Below are 24,021 nucleotides of genomic sequence, written 5' to 3' on the forward strand. Positions count from 1 at the left end.
CCCGTCCTTTTTGGACGGGCGGGACGCCCATCCCACAATAACAATTAAAATTATATAGCAATCCTCGCATCATTTGTGAATTTCGTACTCCCTCCCCAAGACATCGGGGAGGGTTGGGGTGGGGTAAAAACTTTACGACTCCTTTAGGATTGCTATATTTATATGTAATACCAATTCTCCCAACTCTTGCAACAATTATGAGTTTTTGGTTTGTTTACGCTCACGCTTCAGGTAAGGTGCGGATCTTGGAGATTGTCGCTCTTTTTTAGGATTGGCAGGTGGCGACGCACCCGGAGGCTGCTGTTGCATGAGTTTTGAGAATTAGTATAACGTGCTGATGGCGCGCCTGGGTACTCTCTTGTTGTGTCTGTAATCCCCGGTTGCCGCTTCAACTCAATAAATTATCAAGTTAATCATAAAAGTTGTAAAACTTGACAACTGGCGGTTTTTGTTTCCTTGTTGGAAGACTGTTTCTAGAGAATTTCAGGGGCGATACCCTTTTAGATTTTAGATTTTAGATTTTAGATTTGGGAATGATTTATAACTACCAGGGCTGGGAACACGGGCATATAAGAGTAGCATTTTTTTGTGAACATGGTCTTAAATTCTGCTGGTTGCCCGCAACTAGCAGATAACTAGAAATTACCAGCGAAAAAGCGAGCTAGATGATGGATTTAACCCGCTTTTAACCAAAATTAAAAAAAATTGCAGGTGCCGTCACTTACTAATTGATGATTTCACCACAATTATTTTTTTATCCTGATAGCAGAGTACAGACTGCGTATTAAGAAGGGGAAAATACACCCACCAAAATTTATGATGCGCGTTTACTCTTCCATCCTGATGTCAAGCCTGTTACTGAGTGCTGGCGCAGTTAATGCTCAAAGCTTAGAAACTCGATCGACCTTTTTTGCTCAAGACAACTCTCCTTCAGAACTTTTAACGACTCTCGCTGGCACTCCGACTTTTGACGCAGATAACGGTAAAGATGAGCCGCCACAACGAGGCACCGGGAGATAAAGCCGAAAAAAGCGATAATTGCAGGGAATTAGGGGGAGAATGGGAGAATATAAAATTGGGATAAGAAGAGAAAAATTTAATATTTCCAGCCATTAATTGCGGAGTTACTTACTGCGTAGCAAAAAACCGATTTTTCAGCGGTATTTGACGACTCAAGGCATAATTTTTGGCTATTCTGGTTTTTTTGGCCAAGCGTCCTCAAGATATCCGACACCACCAACGGGCGGGAAATGTTGCACTCAAAAAATAAAGAAAGGTAAAGCGCCAGTAGGAATCTTGGGCTTTACCTTTCTTTTTTAAACTTTTGCAGCTTTAACTTTCTTCCGCAGCTTCGCCACCAACAACGACATCGCGAATCCGCAAACTCGGGCCGCCGCAGCCGACGGGCAAACCGCTTTGCCCTGCCTTGCCGCAGCCCCCGGATTCATCCCAGTAGAAATCGTCGCCGATCGCCTCAATATCGGCTAAAGTGCTGAAAACATTACCCGAAAGAGTAACATCCCGCACCGGATTGTCGAGTTTTCCGTCGCGGATCATCCAAGCTTCGCCGGCACTGAAAGTAAACATTTCGCCGTTAGTCATGCCGCCTTGCCAATTGCGCGCATAAACTCCTTCTTTGATACCAGAAAATAAGTCTGCAACTGGCGTGTCACCGCGTTCGATCCAAGTATTCGTCATGCGGACGATCGGCGGATAATGATAATTCAAACAGCGAGCATTGCCAGTAGGCGTTTCTCCCAATTTGCCCGCAGTTTCCCGCGAGTGCAATCGCCCGACTAAAGCCCCGTCTTTAATTAACTGAGTAGTAGTCGCGGGAGTGCCTTCATCGTCGTAGAAATAGCTGCCCCGGTGTCCCTCTGGCGCTGCACCGTCGAAAATTTGCAAGTTTTCTGGGCCGAACTGGCGGCCGAGGGTCATAATTTCCAAAATGTCGGGATTTTCGTAGGCCATGTCGGCTTCGGAAAGGTGTCCGAAGGCTTCGTGGACGAACAATCCGGTCAGAATTGGGTCGATGACGACGGTGTAGGTGTTGCCTTGGACGGGGGGTAAGGCTAGGGAATCTACCGCTCTCTGGGCGGCGCTGCGAACTTGAACATCGAGATCGGTTAAGTCTTCGTAAGCTTTGCGGGAACCGGTGGTTTCGCGGCCGGTTTGTACGGTTTCCCCGCTGCGGGCTGTGGCGGCAAAGCGCATTTCCATGTCTGCCCAACCTTGTTCCAGCATGGTGCCTTCGGAGGTGGCGAGGATGATGCGCTGGGTGCTGTCGCCGTAGCGCACGGAGATGGTGGCGATGCGGGGATCAATGCTGCGGAGAATGGCCGCGTAGCGATCGCACAATTGCTTTTTGTCAATTAGGGGAACCAGACGGGGGTCTGTTCCTGTCAGCGGCAGCAAGCAAATGTCTTGTACTGGGGTGACAGGCGCCAGGATCGTTTCTTCTTCGCCGATCAGTTTGGCCGCGGCGATGGCTTCTTCGATTCTTTCGGCGAGAGTGGAAAGTCGGTTAAAACTGGCAAAGCCCCAACCGCCTTTGTGGCAAGCTCTGACTTGGCCGCCAATTGAGACTCCTTCGCTGAGGGTTTCAATTTTTTCGCCCCGCAGCAGGATGTCGGTGCCTTCGGCTTCTTCCAGTCGAATTGCCAGATAATCGACTTGGTGGCGGTAGCGTGCCATTAAGTCTGACAGCAGATTTTTCGAGTCGGCGATCGAGGTGGGCATAAGGAAAGCACGGTGTTTAACTTACTTCATTTTGCACTGTTGTCAGGGCGATCGTCCAAAATCTCGCCCCAAGCGCGGAGATTGCGACTTCTTGGTACGGTTCTGCCAATATCGTTAGTTGACAAATGTGGATATCCTGTGAGTTAGGAGGAAGGCGCAAGAAATTATGCGGGATTTTTCGATCGTGCTGGTGCTTGACAAGGCCCAAAAACGGATACCGTGCCACGTACTTAAGTCGTGGAAAGATAAAAATTTTAGACCCTAGTTCAAGCCCCCAGATTTATCTGTGGGGTAAATCTAAAATCTAAAATCTAAAATCTAAAATCGACTGACTCCTAACTCCTGAACTTTCCTATACATAAATACTTCACCCTTCATGCCTGGTGAAGGTGGGTTTATAACTACTATGAATACTTACTTTTTACCGACAATAAGCGAAATTTTAGCCTCCGAAGGCCAAGAAAATGACCTCAGTCTCTTTGATGCTAAGTTGGCAGGAGAAAACAACCGCCATCGGTGTCCTGCCAGTCGTGGGGCTTCTCGGCTGAAGGCCCAACAGGAATGGTACGGGGCGATCGCAGCTTTGAATCAAATGCTCGACCGGCAAAAAGCAGGACAAAAAACAGATGCCGATCGAGCAAATGGTCGATCGACAATCTCCAATTCCTGTCAGGGATTGGTGTTGTCCGGCCCGTCTTCGGTTTTGACTGACCCCGCTTTGGCCGACGGCTTTGCCAATTGCATTTTTACCAGTATTCCCGACAACGATGCGGCTTTGTGGTCTTTTCGGGCCAGACAAACTTTAGCTTTACTGCCGGCGGCCCAGGTGCAAATATCAGTGCCTGCGGCGGCCCCGGCTTTGGCTTTGGCAAGTGGCGATCCCTTAGCCAACGAGCAGTTTTGTTTGGTTTTAACTGCTAGTTTTAGCCTGGTGATGGTTTTGGGTGAAAATTCTGCGGGAATTCCGGCTTTTCTATTTTCTTTCGATCCGCAAGTAGTCGCCAAAGCTTGGGAAGTTTTGCGGCGCAGGGTGACTGAAAGCGAATGTTTGCTTGCCAATTCTGACGGTAGCTTCAATTTACCAGTTAGCAAATTAACTAATAATTCTACTAAATTAGACGCGCTGTTCCAGCAGTTTTTGCCTGTGGAGCCAAAGTATCAAACTGTGATGCAGTTCAGCCGCTTGCTGTTGCATAATTTGCCAATTGGGAAAGATGAAGCAGGCAGGATCAAGGATGAAAGAATTGATGAGGGTTTGAACCATAGACATCACAAGTTATCTGCTGCAGATATCAACTGCAAATCTTCAATTCCTCTGGCTACTAAAGAGGTGGAATTGCTACAGGCGATCGCCCACGAAGTCCGCACACCTTTGGCTACCATTCGCACGCTGACCCGATTGCTGCTGAAACGTCCCAAACTCGATCCGGTGGTAGTCAAGCGTTTGGAAATGATTGATGCTGAGTGTACCGCTCAGATCGATCGCTTCGGTTTAATTTTCCGCGCCGTGGAATTGGAAATGTCGCAAGCCAAAAATTCCTGCGTCCAGCTAACAGCAATGTCCCTCGGTGAAGTGCTGCTTCATAGCATTCCGCGCTGGCAAAAACAGGCTGCTGTGCGAAACCACACTTTGGAAGTTATTGTGCCGAAAAAGTTGCCTGCGGTAGTCAGCGATCCGACGATGCTGGATCAGGTTTTAACTAATTTAATTGAGAATTTTACTCGAACTTTGCCATCGGGGAGTCGCATTCAGGTGGAGGTGACATTAGCTGGCGATCGGGTCAAGTTGCAGTTGGAATCGGAACATTTACCTGAAGGTAATGGCGCATCGACTTTTGCAGAAGCGGCGAATGCTCCTTTGCGATCGATCGGGCCTTTGTTGATGGTGCAGCCGGAGACGGGAAGTTTGAGTTTAAATTTGAGCGTGACTAAGAATTTATTTCGGGCTGCTGGCGGGAAGTTGGTAATTCGCCAGCGCCCTCAAAAGGGTGAGGTGATGACGGTATTTTTGCCGCTGCAATAGTTATTAGTCATTAGTCATTAGTCAATTAAAATCTCAATGACAAACTCAGTTCCTTCTCCCAGTGCAGAAATACAACAGTCAATGAGTTTGAGTTGTTTAGTCTCAGGATTAATCAGATATAATCTAGTGCCAATCAGATTCTATCGTCCTATCAATACTTAAAAATACAACAAATTTCACAGCCCACGAACAGCTAACAGTTAACTGTTAACAGTTAACTGTTAACCGAATTCATTTAACCTAATTCATTCTGGCTTTCAAGGCATCTCGCGCTTGTTCTCGATCGTCAAAATGGACTTTTTCGGTGCCCAAAATTTGATAATCTTCGTGTCCCTTTCCTGCAATCAGCACACCGTCTCCCGGTTGAGCGTCCATAATAGCAGTGCGAATTGCAGCGGCTCGATCGCACATCACGACGGGCTTTACTGCGGCGGGAATTCCTGCTAAAACATCCTCCAAAATGCGATCGGGATTTTCCGTGCGCGGATTGTCGGAAGTAACAACAGCTAAATCGGCTAATTCTGCAACGATTTTACCCATAATCGGGCGCTTAGTGCGATCGCGATCGCCACCGCAGCCAAACACGCAAATCATCTTACCCGGAATAAACGGCCGCGACGCCTTCAACAAGTTCTCCAAACTGTCGGGAGTGTGCGCGTAATCAACAATAACGCTAATATCTTGTTCCGGGCTAATTTGCACACGTTCCATCCGTCCCGGAACTCCCGAAAACTGAGATAATTTCTCCACAATGGCGGACAAATCTAAACCCAATTCTAAAACAGCACCAACAGCAGCCAACATATTTGATAAATTGAACTGACCGACTAAAGGCAAAGAAAAAGCTGTTTCACCCTTCGGAGTGTGCAGCATTCCCTTAACTCCATTAGGCTGATACTGCAAATCTGAAGCATACAAATCAGCAGTTTTGTCGCTAGTGCTGTAACTCCAAACTAGGTCAGATTTGAGGGTTTCAACTATCCGCTGCCCGTAGGTATCGTCAATATTAATCACAGCGCGATTTGCGAGGTAATCGGAACCAAATAAAAGCGATTTAGCCTCAAAATAATCCTCCATATCGCGGTGATAATCGAGATGGTCTTGAGTCAAATTTGTAAAGACAGCAACTTCAAAACTACACCCCAAAACTCGCTGCTGCGCTAGGGCGTGGGAACTGACTTCCATCACGCCGTGTTTGCATCCGGCGACTACAGCTTCTGCTAATTGCTTTTGCAGGTCAACTGCAAAAGGTGTGGTGTAAAGTGCAGTTTGTTGGAAGCCCGGCCAGCGAGTGTAAAGCGTGCCAAAAATCGCCGTCGGCAACTGCATTTCATTGAGCAAAAATTCGATTAAATGAGTGGTTGTAGTTTTGCCGTTAGTGCCCGTAACGCCGACAAGTTTTAATTTGCTAGCTGGATTGCCGTAAAAAGCAGTGGCTATTTGACCGCAAACTTGAGCCATATCCGCTGCTGCGATGACGCAACTACCCCCGCCTTTGGAAGGTGTTTTCTCGGCTGCTTGGGTGGAAATTATGGCGGCAACTGCACCAGAGTCGATCGCACTTTGCCAAAAATCTCCCCCATCAACCCGAGTTCCCGGCATTCCCAAAAACAAATCGCCCGCCTGACAAGCGTGGGAATTAGTGGATAAACCCTTGACTTCGGCATCGAGGGCGGGATGTTGCGCGTCAAAGGAAATGCTGGGAACTGCTGCTAATAATTCTCTCAATTTCATCTGAAAAACTCCTCACTTAGATGTCTTCAATCTATTCTGACTCATCGGTTTACAAATATTTCTGTAACATTTGCTCCAATTGGGCGACACTACAGCGGGGAGAAGGACGGGGTAACAGTTCTTCAGCGGAGAATGCAGCCTCGCCAACAGAATTTGTGGGCAGGGGCTGCACTTTAAACAAAACTGGAACTTCGTACTGATAAGCTTGAAACCAGTCATCGCGTTCGGTAATATCTCTGACTTCGAGTTCAAACTTCAGGCTTTCAATCTGTTCGAGTTTTTCTTGCAACCCTTCGCACAAGTGGCATCCGGGTTTGCTGTACAAAATCAATCGCATCATAACAGTAAGATTAAACTCGATATTAAATTCTCAAACGTGCGATCGCAAGTTGGCGAACCCAACGCGAGTAAGACGCAACTCACGGCTTTATTAGTCGCAACGCGCGATCGAAGTTATCTTAGCATCGGCGGCGAACAGATTACCGCGCTTGACTATCTCTTTCTTCTCTTCCTCTGTGCCCTCTGCGCCCTCTGCGGTTAAAAAATAAATCTAGTTCACCAATGAAAGAATTAAATTTATTCACACCACCTAATTGTAAACTTAATATTGACTAATAAATCAAGCTTTAGTATAGTATATAAGTAGCCCTACAAAAAGGAGGCAGTATGGACTGCACCGAATACGCAGAAGCCAAGCGAAAAGCAGCAAAAAAAATTAGCGCCGACATTCGAGAACGCTGGAACAATCGCATCGTGACACGAGGATTGCACTTGATGGGAGAAGCGGGGGCAGTGCAGTATTTAGCTGATTACGGGCGCGGCATCGGTACGGCAAAAGTTATTGGTTTTGCACTGTGCGCGGAGTCGGAAGGATACCCGGAAATGGCTGTGGGCTTTTGGAAAAGAGCGTTTGAATTGGAAACCGGAGAAAAGCCAAAAGCCCTCAATACTCCAAACAATTCTACCGCCGATTTAGCTGCTGCTAAACAATCAACTTCCGCCCCAAAAATAGAAACTGCCAACAATCCCATTGTTGCCGAATTGCCACCGCACTTGCAGCCGGGAAGGATTGTGACGATGCAGCCGGTTGACGCGCCGAGCGATCGTTCTTATTATATCGAAAATCCCGATTATTGGGGACAGCCGAAGCGCGACGGCAATCGAGTAGTTGTCATCGCGACGGCAGATAAAGTATACTACCAATCGCGATCGACTAACCTGCGACAGCAAGCATCAATTGAGATCGATCGCGCATTAACCGACACAGCCGCTAAAATTGGCACCTTTGTTTTAGACGGCGAACTGTATTACAAAAGCTGTACCGGCAGCGAACACCGCACGGGGGCGCAAGCTGCTACAGTTAATATTGAAAGCGGTTGTCCGACAATCCAGCCCAGCGCAATTTATGCCATTTTTAAAAGTTTGTTTTTCAAAGGCAATGATTTAACTACCGCAGCAGAATCCGAACGAATTGCAGCGGGAGTTGAAGTCGGCGAAATGCTGGCGAATTTATCCCCAGCCTTTGAAGTTGTACCGACATCTCGCACCGCATCCGAAAAACTCGTCCTGGCAAATCAACAGGAATCTGAAAATAGAGAAGGCGAAGTTTGGGTGTTGCACGACAGCCGCTATGTCGGCGGCAAAGATGTGAAGAAATATCCGATGGTGAGGACTAAATACTGTCTAGAATTAGACCTTTTCATTGTGGGTTTGACGGCGACAAAAGTGGCGGGCAGGCCCTTTAGCGCCGTCAAAGTTGCGCGAGAAATCGATGGCAAATTAGTGCCAGTAGGAACCGTGGGAACCGGGTTTAGCGGGGAGGAAATGCAGGAAATAGCCCGACTCTACGAGGCTAACCCCAAAAGTGTCAAAATTAAAGTGCGATCGCAGGGTTTGACGGAAAGCGGCAAACTGTGGCACGCCCGATTTCTGGAATTTTGTTAAATTTGTAGGGAAACGGCACTGCCGTTTCCCAGCCGGGTGTGCGATTATTAACCAATAGTGTCAAATAAAAATATCGGAGGAAACATCAATGTTTGTTAGCAAAAATAATTTTTACATCTCCCCAGAAGAGTACCTAGAAGGCGAACGAGTAAGCCCCATCAAACACGAATACAGACGCGGACACGTTTATGCAATGACAGGGGCAAAAAAGCCTCACATTATTATTGCTAGCAACTTAGTAAGGCGACTGGGAAATCACTTAGATAACACTGACTGCTTAGTTTTATCATCAGATATAAAAGTCCGACTGGAAGAGGCAAATTGCTATTACTATCCTGATGTAGCGGTGACTTGCGACGAAAGGGATACCTCAACTACTGAAGATTTCATTTTATATCCATCTTTAGTAGTTGAGGTATTGTCGCCCTCAACAGCAGCTTTTGACAGGGGGGATAAATTTGTCGATTACCAAACTTCTCCGAGTTTGCAAGAATACGTGTTAATCACTCAATCCGAAATCAAAATTGAATGTTTTAGACTCAATGCTGAGGGGAACTGGGTTTCTCAGATTTACCGACAAGGAGATAGAGTAGAATTTGTTAGTGCGGATTTTAGTTGTGCAATTAGCGAAATTTATCAAAAAGTCCCAGGCATCATATTGTGATGTATGAAAAAAACCTTTCTTAGGTTCGTAGTGAGGAATGCAAGTCCTGATTCTGATGACTTCATATGATGTCCGATCGATTAACCATAATATCTCGGTCGGGGCGGGTTTTGGAGATTGTCAATTATTGGCAGGTATTGTTGGTGAACCCGCCCCTACAAAAATCGATCTCGCTCGACCGGACATGATATCAGTCCTCACTCCGAACCAAAACGATAGCTAACAAATAGAAAAAACAATGATTAAAATCTTACACCTTTCAGATATCCACATGGGCAGCGGCTTTTCCCACGGGCGGATTAATCCAGAAACCGGTTTAAATACGCGGCTGGAAGACTTTGCGGCGACGCTGAGTAAATGTATGGACAGAGCAATTTCTGAACCCGTAGATTTAGTCATATTCGGCGGCGATGCTTTCCCGGATTCGACGCCTCCACCGTTTGTAAAAGAGGCTTTTGCCCGCCAATTCAGCCGCTTGGTGGACGCGCAAATTCCGACGGTTTTGCTAGTAGGAAATCACGACCAACATTCTCAGGGACAAGGCGGCGCGAGTTTGGGAATTTACCGGACTTTGGGGATACCTAAGTTTATTGTAGGCGATCGCCTGGACACTCACCTGATTCAAACCCGCAGCGGGCCGGTACAGGTGGTAACATTACCTTGGTTGACTCGATCGACCTTAATGACACGTTCCGAGACTGAAAGCCTGTCTATGGGCGATGTTAACCAATTATTAACCGAAAAACTGACGATCGCAATGGAAGGCGAAATCCGCCGCCTCAACCCCGACATACCAACCGTACTTTTAGCGCATTTAATGGCCGATAAAGCAAGCTTGGGTGCCGAGCGTTTTTTAGCAGTTGGTAAAGGTTTTAACATACCCGTTTCCATGCTAACTCGCCCTTGTTTTGATTACGTTGCTCTCGGCCACGTACACAAACACCAAAATCTCAATGCTGACAACAATCCGCCCGTAATTTACCCCGGAAGCATCGAACGAGTTGATTTTAGCGAAGAGAAAGAAGATAAAGGTTTTGTGTTAGTTAATTTGGAACGGGGAAAAGCTGAGTGGGAATTTTGCGCTTTGCCAGTGCGGGTGTTTCAGACGATTAAAGTGAATGTTTCCGAATCGGAAAATCCGCAAGCAGAGTTAGTTAAAGCTATTGGCAAGAAAGAAATCCAAGACGCGGTTGTGAGATTAATTTACCAATTGCGATCGGAACAATTGGATTTAATCGACAGCGCAGAATTGCACGCACTTTTGGGCGAAGCGCACAGCTACACAATTCAACCGGAATTAGTCAGTCAGCTAGCGAGGCCGCGGTTGCCAGAATTGAATGCTAATAATAGTATAGAACCCTTAGAAGCTTTGAAAACTTATCTGGCAAGTCGCGAAGATTTGAAAGATGTGGCGGAGAGTATGTTGGAGGCGGCCCAGGGTTTGTTGGGCGGGGCCGAGGAAGTTTTGGTAGAATTTTAGGTAGAATTTTAGGTAAGATGGGGTATGTAAATTTTCCCTACCACACAATCTCAGAAACCGGGTTTCTTCCTATATGTTTCGTACTCAACCCAAATGATTCGGAGAAACCCGGTTTCTCCCTACCACTCATTTACTTAGGATCGCGAATTAAAGAACTTACAATTTTAATTGTTATTGTGGGATGGGCGTCCCGCCCGTCTTTTTTGGACGGGCGGGACGCCCATCCCACAAACTTGTGGAAGTTATTTAATTCTCATTCCTTAACTTCAACCCTCCCAAAAACCTCACCCGCAGCCAACCGAGTTCCGTTGGCAAAATCCACCCCCGACTGCACCTTTTTCCCCGCTAACTGCACCTCCCGCAATAATAACAAACCATCACCGGTTTGGACGATCGCCCCCAAGCCCTTCACAACCTTGACAACTGCCCCTTTTTCCCCCGACAACTGGGACAAAACAGGCCATTCGCGTTCCAAAACTCTCAAATCCGCTGGCATTTGCAGCCAATATTCCGGCCCGACGGGCACAGTAGCAATCACCTTCAGAGAATTGCCGCGAAAAGTCGTCGTGCAATCCGGGAAAAAGCCCCTAACTTGATTGTGAAGGTCGATCGCACTTTTCGACCAATCCAGCACATAATCCGCACTCTTAATCATCGGCGCATAAGTCGCCTCAGCATCATCTTGAACAACAGCTTCAATTTGGTCGTCCCTCAATTTCATCAAAGTTTCTATCAACAAATCCGCCCCAACTTCCGCCAACCTATCCGCCAAAGAATCAGCATTATCCAACAGTGAAATACCAGCAAAAGCCTTCAACAGCATCGCCCCAGTATCCATCCCAGCATCCATCAGCATAGTAGTAATTCCGGTTTCCTTTTCCCCGTCATAAATACACCGCTGAATCGGCGCCGCACCGCGATACTTCGGCAAAATTGAACCGTGAACATTAACGCAAGCCAAATTAGGAATATCGAGTATTTCTTGAGAAAGAATCTGGCCGTAAGCTACCACCACAAACACATCCGCCTGCGCTTCTCGCAATTTGGCAATGGTTTCAGCATCTTTCTTGATTCGTTGCGGCTGCAAAACCGGGATACTGTGATTTAAAGCCACATCTTTTACAGGTGAAGGCATCAATTGATTGCCTCTTCCCCGGCGTTTGTCCGGCTGAGTCACTACACCCACAACCTCAAATTCTGGGTGGCTTAACAAACTGGATAAAGTAGGGACAGCAAAGTCGGGAGTGCCAAAAAAAACAATTTTCATAGATTCTTCGTTATTAGTAAGTAGTCCTCAGTCATTACTCATTAGTCGTCAATTAGGTAATGGCAAAAAACCATAGTATATTATACAGACTATTCAGCGCGTAGCAGCTATGATACAAGCGAGTTTATGAGTATTTTCACTCACCGGACTCGTGTAATATTTATCGATCGGCTAAAACAATAATAGTTTGCTTCTAGATTATACACTTCTATAATTGTTCCGAGTTGTGCGATCGGCAAAAAAAATCTCGATTGATACTCAGGTGCAGCCCAACTCGATCGCTCAAAACCAATGAGTTTTATATACGCAACAACATTTGCATCTATGCTTCCCAAGTTAACTAGAACTGTTTTAGTAAAAATTTTCATATAATCTACATTTTTTACTGCTAATTTCAATTTTAGCATATCTACTAGAACAGGAAAATAATTGTCGAATTTTCTGCTAAAACTCAGCCGCAGCTTATTTGCCTACACCGCCGAACAAGAAAAGTTTATTCACGCCGTCACTAATCCCCAAGCTTTTAATTCTGCTATTTTGTGGCTGCAACCACAACCAACATAAAACCCATTTGATCTCGAAATTCCAGTTTCTTGGCAACCCCAATTTGTAGATAGACTAGCCTTAGAATCCCAGCCGGGAAAACATTCCTTACATCAAGCAGAACATTACTACTGTCTCGACTTTTTCTCAATCTTCGCCGCCTCTATCTTATTAACAATACCGCAGCCAATCAAAGTAATATTAGATATGTGCGCCGCCCCCGGAGGAAAAAGTATATTTGCCTGGAAAACATTAAACCCAGAATTGCTGTTGTGCAACGAAGCCATAGGCAAACGCATGGGAATGTCGATCTCTAATTTAAGACGCTGCCAAATTCAACCATCAGCCGCCGCCAACGTCGATTCAAAAATACTTGCCGAAAAAATACCACAAACGGCTAATTTAGTAATAGTAGATGCTCCTTGTATTGGTAAATCACTCTTAGCAAAAAGAGACAAGCACCCGGCTGCTTTCATACAGCACTTTCCAGGTAAGTGAAGTACAGAGAAACCGGGTTTCTTGAATAAAACCGGTTTCTGGCGAGAAATCCAGAAGAAACCCGGTTTCTGGGGTGTACTTTATAAACCTGGAATCCGCTGTAATGTCACCATCAACAGCAATGCCAATCGCCAAAAAATAATTTTAGCCAATTCTGCTAAAATTGTAGAGCCCCAAAGTTATCTTGCATACATGAGCTGCACTTATTCAACTGCATAAAATGAACAAGTCAGCGAAGGGCAGTTAAGCAAATTCCCCGAATTGGGGCCAGTCACTGTTCCTCATTTAGAAAAATATCGATCGCACCTGACAGAAATTCCTTGCTATCGGATGTGGCCGCAAGATAGACTAGGAGCAGGAGCTTTCACTGTTTTGTTTCAAAACACCTCCGATGGAGAGAGAAATCAGCTACCAGCAGATTTTCGAGATTTAGCTCGTTTTACCAACCTCTAACTATCCGCGTTCATCGGCGGTTAAAAAAATCTTCTTCCCTGAATCCAACTAACAAATGATTTTATCCCAATTATCCAAAGCAATTAAAAAGCCACTCAAACTAGCGCTCGGCATTTTACTTACCTTAAATCTGCTAATATTAAGCGGCTGTCAAAACCGCACAACCCCCGCATCGAAAAACGGCGAACCGATCGAACTCACACTGTGGCACGGCATCAATCCCCCCCCCAATCGCGACGTATTTCAAGCCCTCACAGACAAATTCAACAAAACACATCCCAACATCCAGATCAAACCAGTTTACATCGGTCAGCCCGACCAACAACTCCCAAAAATACTCACAGCAATAGTTGGAAATGCACCGCCGGATGTGCTGTGGAATAACCCCTCAATTGCAGGAAAACTAGCAGAACTCGACGCAATTGTGCCGTTAGAAAACTGGATCGACAAATCGCCCCGGAAAGCCGAAATCTACCCGGCACTCTTCGAGTCAATGGAACTCGGCGGACACATTTGGTCAGTTCCCCTAGGCACAAACAACGTCGCCATATTTTACCGTCCCAGCTTATTTGCAGCAGCAGGAATCAAAAAAGTGCCCCAGAATTGGGCGCAATTAAAGCAAACAGCCCGATCGCTCACGCGAGACACCAACGGAGACGGCCGCACAGACCAACACGGCATAGTGCTCCCCCTAGGCAAAGGAGAATGGACAGTATTTACCTGGCTGCCATTCATGTTCAGTGCAGGGGGCGAACTCAAAGGCGAAATACCTCAAAATCCTGTACCCCAAATAGATAATCCCGGTTCTCACGCCGCCTTAGAATTGTGGAGCGACTTGTTAAAAGAAGGTTCAGCAATATTGTCAGCACCCGAACGCGGTTACGAACTCGACAATTTCATCGCCGGGAAAGTCGCCATGCAAATCACCGGGCCGTGGACGCTAGCACAGTTGCAGCAAAGCGCGATCGACTACGGAGCAATGCCTTTACCCATCCTCAAACGCCCCGCAGCCGTCGTAGGGGGTGAAAACCTATTTTTAATGAAAACCTCGCCAGAACGAGAGCGAGCAGCCCTAGTATTCTTAGAATACGTTATAGGTGAAGAATTCCAAACAGCATGGGCATTGGGAACAGGTTATTTACCCATTAACTTAAAATCGAGACAGAGCCAAGCTTATCAAAGCTTTGTGGAAAAAAACCCTGTTTTGCAAGTATTTTTAGAACAAATGAACTCAGCTAGAGCGCGACCCATTATATCAGGTTACTCCCGCCTATCAGAAAACCTCGGTCGCGCCATAGAGGCAACCCTTCTCGGCCGCAACCCCCAAGACGCCCTTAAAGAATCTCAAGAGCGTTTGACACTAACCTTAGATATTGCAACAGCCAAAGAGAAATAGACAAAAAAATTTTTTTTGCTGTAATATATCCGCTTTCACTGTATCCAAGCGCAAGACTTGAAGCCTTGATTGATTGGTTAAAAATCTAGTGAAAATAACTACCGCCTGCTGTTCTAATCAGAAACCGTGTTTATTGACCCAAACATACCTAAAAGCAGAGATTTTACGTCTCTGTTATTGGTATTTTAGGTATTTTAGGTATTATCGATCGGGGTGCAAGATGTTAGGGTGCATTGAGTTACGATCGCCCGACACAAAAAGACACCCGCTGTCGCTCGGTAATAAATTTTTAACAAAAACCAAAATTTACAAACCAATTGCTTAGCCATTAGAGATATATTTACAAAAAAGCGATACTCCCGAAATTCATGGGCAGATTTGATCGAACAAAAAAACCGCTCCCTCAACGGCACCACAAAAAGTTAGCTCAAAAGCTTCTCCCAGTACCTACCACCCATGACCTACCATCACCTAATAGAAACATTTTCTCTACCCTGTGCCTGTCCCGTGCCACATACTGAGACCCCAACAACCGTCCACCTTTTCCCCAAACGACCATGCAGACAAAGTTCCTTAACGCAATCAAAGGACATTCCTGGCGGTACTTCCTCGCAGTAGGCGCGATCGCCCTGGTCTACTATTGGGCGTCGCAATTCGCCATTTCCACCCTCACCCTCAGTTCAGAAATTTACCCGATGTGGCCAGCAGCAGGAATTGCCCAAGTCGCCCTGCTGCTGTTTGGGCGGCAACTGTGGCCGGGAATCGCGATCGGAGGCTTCCTGTTCAGCATGAGCGTACCGTCGGCCAACATCGCCACGGCATTGATATCGGCAGGCGCCAGAAGCCTGCAAGCGTGGACGGGAACTTATCTACTCCAAGGCCTTAACTTTAGCGCCGGGCTCGATCGGCTCAAAGACGTTTTAGGAATAGTCGGACTAGCAGCCTTGGGATCTACCCTGATCAGCTCCACCATCGGCAGCATCCTCGTATGCCTGAGTGGTATATCTAGCTGGAGCGATTTTGGCACGATTTGGGGGACTTGGTGGGTCGGAGACGCCATGGGAATTGTGCTCGTCGCCCCGCTGCTACTGACGTGGCAACAATTGCCCAAAGTCCCCACCCATCGCAAACAGATAGCTGAACGAGCGATTTGGCTGCTGCTGCTACTAGCAGTCGGCTGGCTCGTCTTTTGCTCCCGCACCCGCGCCGCCTACGCCCGCTATCCCCTCGAATACCTACCATTTCCCCTAGTAGTTTGGGCTGCCTTTCGATTCGGTCAGCGCTACACCGCCCTCTCCAACTTCATCCTCTGCGGCTTCGCCATCTGGGGTATCGCCCGAGGCAGCGGCCCCTTCCTCAAACACGCCAGCAGTATCCCCCAAGCACTGTTATCCCTGCAAGCCTTCATCGCCGTCATCGCCGTCACCGGCTTAGTCTTAGCTGCCACCGTCGCCGAACGCCACCAAGCAGAAGTCTCCCTGCGCGCCAGCGAAGCCAGCCTCGCTAACGCCCAACGCATCGCCCAGCTAGGCAACTGGGACTTAGACCGCAACGCCCAGCAATTGCGGTGGTCAGAGGAAATTTACCGCATCCTGGGACAGGAACCCGGAACTTTTGAACCCAGCCTGGAAGCCTTCTTGGAATACGTGCACCCGGAAGACAGAGAATTAGTCAGAACCTCGATCGAAGCCGCTTTATTTCAGCAACAGCCTTACAGCATCGACTACAGGCTCATACTTCCCGACGGTAGCAACCGCACCGTCTACGAACAAGCCGCCGTCACCTCCCTCTACATCACCAGCACCGTCCAAGACATCACAGACAGAAAGCAAGCCGAAGCCGCCCTGCGTTCTTCAGAAGAAAGATTTTCCAAGGCCTTTCACGCCTCCCCAGTCGGCATCAGCATCTGCACCCTCACAGACGGATGCTTCCTCGATGCCAACGAAAGCTTTTTGCGCTCATTAGGCTGGCTGCGGCACGAATTTCTCGGCCGCACTCCCAGCGACTTAGGAATATTTGTCAATTCAGAAGACGGGGGGCGGCTCGCCCAGATTTTGCAATCACAAAATTCGATCGGCAACCAAGAAATCAAAATTCGCACCAAAGCCGGCGAAGTGCGCGACTGGCTGCTGTCAGTGGAACTCATCCACCTCGGCAGCACTCAGTGCGTTTTAATCATGACCACCGACATCACCGAACGCTTGCGTTCCGAAGAATTCCGCCGGGCCGCACTAGCCGCCGAAGCTGCAAATCGCTCGAAAAGCATTTTTCTCGCCAACATGAGTCACGAACTCAGAACCCCCCTCAACGCCATCATCGGCTACAGCGAGATCCTGCAAGAAGACGCCCGAGACCTCGGTGCCGAAGAGTTCATCGACGACCTCCAAAGAATTAACACGGCCGGCCAGCACCTACTCACACTGATTAAAGATATTCTCGACTTGACCAAAATTGAAGCAGGCCGCACCGACTTGCACGTCGAAATCTTCACCATTTCAACTCTGGTTGAGGAAGTAGTTGCCACGATCGCGCCGATGGCCGACAAAAATAGCAATATTGTAGAAATACAATGCCCCGATGATATTGGCTCAATGCAGACCGACTTGACTAAACTCCGGCAGTCTCTGCTCAACCTCCTCAGCAATGCCGCGAAATTTACTTGCTCCGGCGCGATTACCTTCGCCGTTACCCGATCCGTCGAACCCCCCGCCGAGTCTGCAAAGAAAGGCAAAAAACTTGGAGCGTATAGAGGAGGCGGCCAAAATGAAAATAGCTTGTCTCTATTATCTTCCCCTCAAGATTGGATTGTTTTTACGGTCAAAGATACCGGCATTGGCATGAGTCCCGAACAGTTAGCCAGAATCTTTGAGCCTTTCACCCAAGCAGATTCCTCAACTACTAAGAAGTACGGCGGCACTGGTTTGGGGCTGACGATTACTAAGAAATTCTGCGAAATGATGGGCGGAGACATTACCGCATTCAGCGAGGTGGACAAAGGCTCTACCTTTACTATTCGGCTGCCAGCTATTTTCACCGACCTTTCAATCTCAACCGAAAAGTCTGACAAATAATAATAATTTATTGACATTTCTTTTCGACTGTTGCCGGTTTTATTAGCCTCCGCAATTCGCTGATTCTTTCCCTAGCCAGTATCGAGATTTTAAACATATAGCCAAATCATTAAAGCAGTTAGGATATAATTAGCGCAGTTTAAAAACTTTTGGACAACACAGATGCTCAATAGGCTTTTCGATCGAACCTAAGATTTGCTCGGTTCCGTAGCTTTAGACTAACTGTATAGCTGCGTATATATAATATTATTAATTAAAAAGATATACTGTAGAAAGTTGCCTACAAAGTGCCAGAAAATATGCACCCCCACCTCCAGCGCCAACTCGAACAGCTCGGTTTAGTCGGCGAGTCTCCTCCTCCCACTGCTGAGCAGTGGCAGCTTTTATTAGAGCAGGTAAGTTGTAGCTATGACAAAGTTCAGAATCAGCAAGAACTTCAGCAGGATTGCTTGAACAACGAGACAGTGGCGTTAAAGGATTTAACTGACTCGCCCCAGTCCCCTCAAGACTCTCCAACAGCTTCAGAATTCGATAGACTGCGAGCGAGTGTCAACAGTTGGGGAGCGGGATTGTGTATCCTTGACGCCAAGGGCTGTGTAATCTCGGTGAATCCAGAGGCCGAACGCTTGCTGGGGTGGCGAGAATCGGAACTTGCAGGCGTTTCCCTGCTAGAGCGCATCGGGAAGCAAAACAAAGGCAACAAATCCCAAGTTTTGACGGCTCCGAAACAGTCGCCCCGCAAGACTGAAGATAGGCCGATCGCACCTACACTAGATTTACAACAGGCGATCGCTTCGGGTCAACCTTGCAACAATTGGGACGACGAGTTTTTGTGTCGCGACGGCAAGATTTTACCAGTTTCCTATTTTTTCCATCCCGCCGTTGAGAGCAGCGAAATATCAGTCTTGGTGTTTTTTGACATTAGAGAACACAAGCAATCGCTCTCGATGCTGCAAGCAGTTATAGAATCTACAGATGCAGGAATTCTGGCCGTTGACAGAAACGGCAATATATGTAATTACAATCAGAAATTTCTAGAGATGTGGGGTTTGTCCGGCAGCCAAGGAAAGTTGAGCGGATCGACCTTCGGCACAGTCAAAAACTCGATCCAAACAGGATTACCCAACGCCAGGGAACAATTAAATGACCCGCAAAGATTTCTCGAAAACGCGATCGAAGTGTCGGCAGATTCAGATACTCAAATCAGCGAATTATTAGAATTTAAAGACGGAAGAATTCTTGAATTAAATTCGTTGCCATCAACAGTCGGAGCGAAAACAGTCGGTAGAGTCTGGAGCTTTCGAGACGTTACCAAACTCAAAAAAGTAGAAGAATCTTTGCAGTATCGAATAGAATTCGCTCAGTTGATTGCCCGTTTGTCAACCCATTTCATCAGCCAGCCCTTATCAGAAATAGACAAAGGCATCGATCGAACCCTAGAAGCGATCGCCACCTCGATCGGGTTTGACCGCAGTTACATCTACCTGTTATCATTCGACAAAACCCGCGCCGACAAAACCTACGAGTGGTGCGGCGAAAGCATTCCGGCAGTCAAAAACAGCACCGACAAACCAATAGACATCGCACAAATCCCTTGGATAGCAGAAAAACTCGATCGCGCCGAATGCCTCTCTATTCCAGAAATCGGCGAACTCCCGCCCCCAGCAATCGCCGAAATTGCCTATTTGATGGGTCAAAGTCCAGCCCAATTCCAGACAGACTCCCCATCCCAAACAGTCAATCAAACAGCAACCGCCTCAATACCTGGAATGGGCGCTTCCATCAATAATTTAGAATCACAAAAACCGCTAAAAAATATCCAATCGCTAATAATTATTCCCCTAATAGGTTGTAGTAAAAACCTAGTAGGATTTCTCGGATTCGAGGGCTTAAAGCAAACAGCAGGTCGAGCAACCGAAATATCCACACAGCTAAAAATGGTAGGAGAAATGCTCGCCAATGCCCTAGAGCGCAAGCGAGCAGAAGCAGCCTTGAGACAATCCGAAACAAAATACCGCAGCATCTTTGAAAACGCAGTCGAAGGCATATTCCAGACAACGCCTTCCGGGTACTACCTCAGCGGCAATAGCGCACTAGCCCGAATTTACGGCTACGAATCCAGTACCCAAATGCTCGCCGAACTCACCGATATCAACCATCAATTTTACGTTAATCCCAATCGGCGCGCCGAGTTTATGGCCCAATTGGGCGCGCGCGGCCAAGTGTCAAAATTTGAATCCCAAATATACCGCCGAGACGGTAGCACAATCTGGATTGCTGAAAACGCGCGCAGCATCTGCGACGAAAACGGCAGCGTTTTGTACTACGAAGGCACAGTCCAAGACATCACCGATCGCAAACAGGCAGAATCCGCCTTGCAGTTGGCCCTAGAAGCAGCAGAATCAGCCAACCGGGCAAAAAGCACATTTCTTGCCAACATGAGCCACGAACTTCGCACACCGCTCAACGCCATCATTGGCTACAGCGAAATGCTTCAAGAAGAAGCTGAAGAATTGGGCAGTTGCGAATCCGTCTCCGATCTCGAAAAAATCTGCTGCGCCGGCAAACACCTGCTGTCCCTGATTGACGACATCCTAGATATTTCTAAAATTGAAGCAGGCCGAATGGATCTCTACTTAGAAACCTTCGACATTCATAGCTTAATTGAAAGTGCTGTTGCCACGGCCAGGCCGCTGGTCGAGAAAAACGGTAATACCCTAGAAGTGTACTGTCCAGACAACCTCGACACCATGCACGCGGACATGACCAAAGTGCGGCAAGTGCTGCTTAACTTGCTCAGCAACGCTGCGAAGTTCACACAAAACGGGAAAATTGCGATCGGAGTGGAAAGAATTAAAAATGAACAATTAAAAATGAAAAATCAAGAGGAATCTTCCCAAATTTTAATTGCCAACTCCGAATTTTTAAGTTTCCGCGTCGCCGACACCGGCATCGGCATGACACAAGAGCAATTGCAGCAAGTTTTCCAACCTTTCACCCAAGCTGATGCCTCGACTACTCGCAAGTACGGCGGCACAGGTTTGGGACTAGCAATCAGCCAGCGCTTCTGTCAGATGATGGGCGGCAGCATAGAGGTCAGCAGCACCTTGGGCTCCGGCACCACTTTCACCGTGCTCTTGCCCAAAGCCATCAAACATCCGGAAATCCCCAACAAAGTCCGCGACAGCACAAACCCTCCCGACGCCCCCGCTGTCGGTACGGTGCTGGTAGTTGACGATGACCCGATATCGCGAGATTTAATCCAGCGCGCCCTCAGTCGCCAAGGACTGCACGTAGAAGTCGCCGGCGGCGGCGAGCAAGCTCTCCGGCTCGCTAAGCAACTGCGGCCAGACGCCATTACCCTCGACGTGATCATGCCCGGAATGGACGGCTGGGCGGTACTCTCAGCGCTGAAGGCAGATCCGGATCTTGCCGAAATTCCCGTAATCCTGCTATCCTTTGTGGGCAACAAAAGCCTCGGCTTTGCATTGGGTGCCTCGGACTACCTCACCAAACCAGTGGACGGCAAACGGCTGGCTGCCTTGTTGAACAAGTACCGACGCGACCAAGACGGGGTTGCAAGTAACAATTTGACCTGTCAGATTCTAATTGTGGAAGACGACGTTGCCGCGCGCGAAATACTGCGATGCGTACTAGAAACACAAGGCTGGGCAGTAACGGAAGCTGACAGCGGACGCGCTGCTCTCGATCGGCTAAAAGTTGCTCGCCCCCACCTGATATTACTGGATTTGATGTTGCCAGAAATGGATGGTTTTGAGTTGCTCGGCGAAATTCGCAAATCCCATTCGGGAGATCCTATACCGATTGTTGCGATCACGGGGAAAAACTTGACACCGGCCGAAAGCCAGCAGCTAAACGGCTACGTCGAGCGGGTGCTACAAAAGGGACTCTACAGTTGCGATACTTTGTTGCGCGATGTTCGCTCTATAGTAAATAACAGGTTCGATCGCAGGTACGACTCGAAAGGCAAGGAGAACACCAATGGCTAAAATCCTGTTGGTCGAAGATAACGAAATGAACAGGGATATGCTTTCCAGGCGTCTGGCCCGCAAGGGACACGAGGTCTTTATTGCTGTTGACGGTGCTGAGGGGGTGTCGATGGCGCTCGCGAAAGTACCAGATTTGATTCTGATGGATATGAGTCTGCCGGTTCTAGACGGGTGGCAAGCAACGCAGCAAATTAAGGCGGCTCCTGAAACTAGCAGGATTCCGGTGATTGCGCTGACGGCTCACGCAATGGCGGGCGATCGTGAAAAGTGTCTTGCTGCAGGCTGCAATGACTATGACACTAAACCGGTCGAGTTTCCCCGACTTTTGGGTAAAATTGAAACTCTTCTCAAAGAGGCCCTGACATGAAAGGTGACGAGGGCAGCGTGCTGGTTGTTGACGACAATGAGGTAAACCGCGATTTGCTGGCCCGCCGACTTCAGCGTCAAGGCCATGTGGTGACTGTTGCTGAAGATGGTCTCCAAGCTCTGGAAATGTTGCGAAACCATCCTTTTGATTTGGTTCTCCTAGACATTATGATGCCGCAAATGAACGGCTATCAGGTGCTCGAAAGTCTGAAGGCGGACGAAAAGTTGCGCTACATCCCGGTGATTATGATTTCGGCGGTGGACGATATCGACAGTATCGTTCGGTGTATAGAGTTGGGGGCGGAGGATTATCTTTCTAAACCGTTCAATCCGGTATTGCTCAAGGCTCGGATTAGCGCTTGTCTGGAAAAGAAGCGACTGCGGGATAAGGAACAGGCGTATTTACATGAGTTGGCCCAGGAAAAGGAAAAGTCCGAGCGTTTGCTGTTAAATATTTTACCGAGGGCGATCGCACAGCGCCTGAAACACGGGGAAATTACGATCGCAGACAGTTTCGCTGAGGTGACAGTGATGTTTGCCGATTTGGTCGGTTTTACTAAGCTTTCGGCTCATTTATCGCCGGCCCAATTGGTGGAGTTGCTCAACGAAATTTTTTCGGCTTTTGACGAGTTGGCCGAGCGCTACGGACTTGAGAAAATTAAGACGATCGGCGATGCTTATATGGTGGTTGGCGGTTTGCCGACGCCCAGCGACGACCACGCCGAGTCGATCGCGGAAATGGCCCTGGAAATTCAAGCAGCAATGACTAAGATCCGTACCAAGGGAGGTCAGCCGCTCAGCATCCGCATCGGCATCCACACAGGCCCCGTGGAAGCTGGGGTAATCGGTACTAAAAAATTTACTTACGATTTGTGGGGAGATACGGTAAATACAGCTTCCCGGATGGAATCTCAAGGCGTCCCCGGCAGCATTCAGGTGACAGTTGCTACCTACGAACGCCTGCGGGGTAAGTACGTTTTTGAGGAGCGCGGCGTGATTCCAGTGAAGGGGAAAGGCGATATGATGACTTATCTGCTTGTGGCCCGAAACGCTTAATTAATCATTGGGCATTGGGCATCGGGTATCGGTAACTAATATCAACAGTCAACAGTCAACAGTCAACAGTCAACAAATCATCAAATGAACGTAAATTCTAACCTTTTAATGTACGCCCAATGGGCGGGAATTCTGACAGGAGCTTTAGCTATTCTAACAGTTATAGCATTTATCTTCAAATGGGGTTTTCGCTTCCGATTGGTGGGAGTGACCAGCTTTATGGGAGTAATTGCTGCGAGTATATTTGGTCTGGGTTTGGGACTGTTTTCCCGTACAGAAATTCCGGGTGCGGTGCGCTATTCTTTAGTTTACGATACTGGCGGCGCTCAAACAGTAGTTACTGTGCCACCTACGATCACGGAATCTGAATTAGAAGCAACGATGCGGCAAGCGGCTGCGGACTTGTACTCTCCAGGGCGCTCTGGGCGTGGCAGAGACTACATGACCATCCGGGTTCGTACAGTGGTACATCCTGAACCTGGGCTGTCGCAGCCGCTGTTTTTGGGCGAGGTGAGACGATCGCTCGCGACTCGTTATGATGACAAAATGGCGATCGAAATCTTCCCCGAAAAAGTTGCTATTCTGAAAAAATACCAAGCTTAAAAGATAGCAATGTCGGGCACGGAAATGCCGTTTTCCTACCCCAAAATCATCGATATACTCGTTCCCAGGCTCTGCCTGGTAACGCAGATCGTGAGGCTCTGCCTCCAATTTTTATCTCGCGAGGCAGAGCCTCGCTTACATCGGTTCCCAGGCTCTGCCGGGGAACCAGTTAGA

The 24,021-nt window shown here is 47.9% G+C and carries 19 protein-coding genes; 14 read left to right on the top strand and 5 right to left on the bottom strand.

All coding sequences use genetic code 11. The features are described from left to right. Positions 1-816 precede the first annotated feature (816 nt). A complete protein-coding gene (gene patX / locus QUA50_RS24455; protein ID WP_333267724.1) occupies positions 817-1,020 on the top strand; it encodes a heterocyst-inhibiting protein PatX in 204 nt (67 codons plus the stop codon). A gap of 312 nt (positions 1,021-1,332) precedes the next feature. On the opposite strand, the gene QUA50_RS24460 is transcribed toward patX, so the two are convergent. After that, complete coding sequence (locus QUA50_RS24460; protein ID WP_333267722.1) at positions 1,333-2,739, bottom strand: TldD/PmbA family protein; 1,407 nt, start codon at positions 2,737-2,739, stop codon at positions 1,333-1,335. Positions 2,740-3,145: 406 nt separating this feature from the next. On the opposite strand from QUA50_RS24460, the gene QUA50_RS24465 reads away from it, so the two are divergent. After that, positions 3,146-4,762, top strand: coding sequence for a HAMP domain-containing sensor histidine kinase (locus QUA50_RS24465; RefSeq protein ID WP_333267720.1), 1,617 nt, complete (start codon positions 3,146-3,148; stop codon positions 4,760-4,762). Between the two features lie 240 nt (positions 4,763-5,002). Here the strand turns inward: QUA50_RS24465 and QUA50_RS24470 are convergent, their stop codons facing one another. After that, positions 5,003-6,496: a UDP-N-acetylmuramoyl-L-alanyl-D-glutamate--2,6-diaminopimelate ligase gene (locus tag QUA50_RS24470; RefSeq protein WP_333267718.1), complete on the bottom strand. Its 1,494-nt coding sequence runs from the start codon at positions 6,494-6,496 to the stop codon at positions 5,003-5,005. Between the two features lie 49 nt (positions 6,497-6,545). Continuing rightward, complete coding sequence (locus tag QUA50_RS24475; RefSeq protein ID WP_333267727.1) at positions 6,546-6,833, bottom strand: glutaredoxin family protein; 288 nt, start codon at positions 6,831-6,833, stop codon at positions 6,546-6,548. A 329-nt stretch (positions 6,834-7,162) separates the two neighbouring features. On the opposite strand from QUA50_RS24475, the gene QUA50_RS24480 reads away from it, so the two are divergent. From QUA50_RS24480 to QUA50_RS24490, 3 genes are all read left to right on the top strand, one after another. Further along, positions 7,163-8,440: an ATP-dependent DNA ligase gene (locus tag QUA50_RS24480; RefSeq protein WP_333267716.1), complete on the top strand. Its 1,278-nt coding sequence runs from the start codon at positions 7,163-7,165 to the stop codon at positions 8,438-8,440. A gap of 88 nt (positions 8,441-8,528) precedes the next feature. Then, positions 8,529-9,104: a Uma2 family endonuclease gene (locus QUA50_RS24485; RefSeq protein WP_333208312.1), complete on the top strand. Its 576-nt coding sequence runs from the start codon at positions 8,529-8,531 to the stop codon at positions 9,102-9,104. 238 nt (positions 9,105-9,342) lie between these two features. Next, complete coding sequence (locus QUA50_RS24490) at positions 9,343-10,584, top strand: exonuclease SbcCD subunit D (RefSeq protein WP_333267715.1); 1,242 nt, start codon at positions 9,343-9,345, stop codon at positions 10,582-10,584. 253 nt (positions 10,585-10,837) lie between these two features. On the opposite strand, the gene fmt is transcribed toward QUA50_RS24490, so the two are convergent. Continuing rightward, on the bottom strand, positions 10,838-11,851 hold the full coding sequence (fmt, locus tag QUA50_RS24495; protein WP_333267713.1) for a methionyl-tRNA formyltransferase: 1,014 nt from the start codon (positions 11,849-11,851) through the stop codon (positions 10,838-10,840). Between the two features lie 140 nt (positions 11,852-11,991). Then, entirely contained in the window at positions 11,992-12,219 is a 228-nt protein-coding gene (locus QUA50_RS24500) for a hypothetical protein (RefSeq protein ID WP_333208315.1), read from the bottom strand. Between the two features lie 61 nt (positions 12,220-12,280). Here QUA50_RS24500 and QUA50_RS24505 point away from each other — a divergent pair, with 61 nt between their 5' ends. The 9 genes from QUA50_RS24505 to QUA50_RS24545 all read left to right on the top strand — a co-directional run bounded on the left by QUA50_RS24505 (position 12,281) and on the right by QUA50_RS24545 (position 23,847). Further along, entirely contained in the window at positions 12,281-12,415 is a 135-nt protein-coding gene (locus QUA50_RS24505; RefSeq protein WP_333267711.1) for a hypothetical protein, read from the top strand. Between the two features lie 168 nt (positions 12,416-12,583). Beyond that, a complete protein-coding gene (locus QUA50_RS24510) occupies positions 12,584-12,892 on the top strand; it encodes a hypothetical protein (RefSeq protein WP_333053322.1) in 309 nt (102 codons plus the stop codon). A gap of 261 nt (positions 12,893-13,153) precedes the next feature. Continuing rightward, on the top strand, positions 13,154-13,345 hold the full coding sequence (locus QUA50_RS24515; RefSeq protein ID WP_333053225.1) for a hypothetical protein: 192 nt from the start codon (positions 13,154-13,156) through the stop codon (positions 13,343-13,345). A gap of 55 nt (positions 13,346-13,400) precedes the next feature. Beyond that, a complete protein-coding gene (locus tag QUA50_RS24520) occupies positions 13,401-14,741 on the top strand; it encodes an ABC transporter substrate-binding protein (RefSeq protein WP_333267709.1) in 1,341 nt (446 codons plus the stop codon). A gap of 557 nt (positions 14,742-15,298) precedes the next feature. Then, positions 15,299-17,812 carry an MASE1 domain-containing protein gene (locus tag QUA50_RS24525; protein ID WP_333267707.1) on the top strand — a complete coding sequence of 838 codons (2,514 nt, stop codon included), beginning with the start codon at positions 15,299-15,301 and terminating at the stop codon, positions 17,810-17,812. Positions 17,813-18,111: 299 nt separating this feature from the next. Beyond that, positions 18,112-21,822: a response regulator gene (locus tag QUA50_RS24530; RefSeq protein WP_333267705.1), complete on the top strand. Its 3,711-nt coding sequence runs from the start codon at positions 18,112-18,114 to the stop codon at positions 21,820-21,822. Next, positions 21,815-22,189, top strand: a complete 375-nt coding sequence (locus QUA50_RS24535) for a response regulator (protein ID WP_015177895.1) — start codon at positions 21,815-21,817, stop codon at positions 22,187-22,189. The genes QUA50_RS24530 and QUA50_RS24535 overlap by 8 nt, the downstream gene beginning before the upstream one ends. Next, positions 22,186-23,244, top strand: a complete 1,059-nt coding sequence (locus QUA50_RS24540) for an adenylate/guanylate cyclase domain-containing protein (RefSeq protein WP_333262279.1) — start codon at positions 22,186-22,188, stop codon at positions 23,242-23,244. Before QUA50_RS24535 ends, QUA50_RS24540 begins: the two co-directional genes overlap by 4 nt. Before the next feature lie 84 nt (positions 23,245-23,328). Next, positions 23,329-23,847, top strand: a complete 519-nt coding sequence (locus QUA50_RS24545; RefSeq protein WP_333232194.1) for a Ycf51 family protein — start codon at positions 23,329-23,331, stop codon at positions 23,845-23,847. The last annotated feature ends 174 nt before the right edge of the window (positions 23,848-24,021 follow it).

The sequence above is a fragment of the Microcoleus sp. M2_D5 genome, from assembly GCF_036701935.1.
Classification (GTDB): domain Bacteria; phylum Cyanobacteriota; class Cyanobacteriia; order Cyanobacteriales; family Microcoleaceae; genus Microcoleus.

Coding starts and splice junctions, on each gene's coding strand:
- patX (WP_333267724.1), top strand. CDS start 817: ATGATGCGCGTTTACTCTTCCATCCTGATGTCAAGCCTGTTACTGAGT.
- QUA50_RS24460 (WP_333267722.1), bottom strand. CDS start 2,739: ATGCCCACCTCGATCGCCGACTCGAAAAATCTGCTGTCAGACTTAATG.
- QUA50_RS24465 (WP_333267720.1), top strand. CDS start 3,146: ATGAATACTTACTTTTTACCGACAATAAGCGAAATTTTAGCCTCCGAA.
- QUA50_RS24470 (WP_333267718.1), bottom strand. CDS start 6,496: ATGAAATTGAGAGAATTATTAGCAGCAGTTCCCAGCATTTCCTTTGAC.
- QUA50_RS24475 (WP_333267727.1), bottom strand. CDS start 6,833: ATGCGATTGATTTTGTACAGCAAACCCGGATGCCACTTGTGCGAAGGG.
- QUA50_RS24480 (WP_333267716.1), top strand. CDS start 7,163: ATGGACTGCACCGAATACGCAGAAGCCAAGCGAAAAGCAGCAAAAAAA.
- QUA50_RS24485 (WP_333208312.1), top strand. CDS start 8,529: ATGTTTGTTAGCAAAAATAATTTTTACATCTCCCCAGAAGAGTACCTA.
- QUA50_RS24490 (WP_333267715.1), top strand. CDS start 9,343: ATGATTAAAATCTTACACCTTTCAGATATCCACATGGGCAGCGGCTTT.
- fmt (WP_333267713.1), bottom strand. CDS start 11,851: ATGAAAATTGTTTTTTTTGGCACTCCCGACTTTGCTGTCCCTACTTTA.
- QUA50_RS24500 (WP_333208315.1), bottom strand. CDS start 12,219: ATGAAAATTTTTACTAAAACAGTTCTAGTTAACTTGGGAAGCATAGAT.
- QUA50_RS24520 (WP_333267709.1), top strand. CDS start 13,401: ATGATTTTATCCCAATTATCCAAAGCAATTAAAAAGCCACTCAAACTA.
- QUA50_RS24525 (WP_333267707.1), top strand. CDS start 15,299: ATGCAGACAAAGTTCCTTAACGCAATCAAAGGACATTCCTGGCGGTAC.
- QUA50_RS24530 (WP_333267705.1), top strand. CDS start 18,112: ATGCACCCCCACCTCCAGCGCCAACTCGAACAGCTCGGTTTAGTCGGC.
- QUA50_RS24535 (WP_015177895.1), top strand. CDS start 21,815: ATGGCTAAAATCCTGTTGGTCGAAGATAACGAAATGAACAGGGATATG.
- QUA50_RS24540 (WP_333262279.1), top strand. CDS start 22,186: ATGAAAGGTGACGAGGGCAGCGTGCTGGTTGTTGACGACAATGAGGTA.
- QUA50_RS24545 (WP_333232194.1), top strand. CDS start 23,329: ATGAACGTAAATTCTAACCTTTTAATGTACGCCCAATGGGCGGGAATT.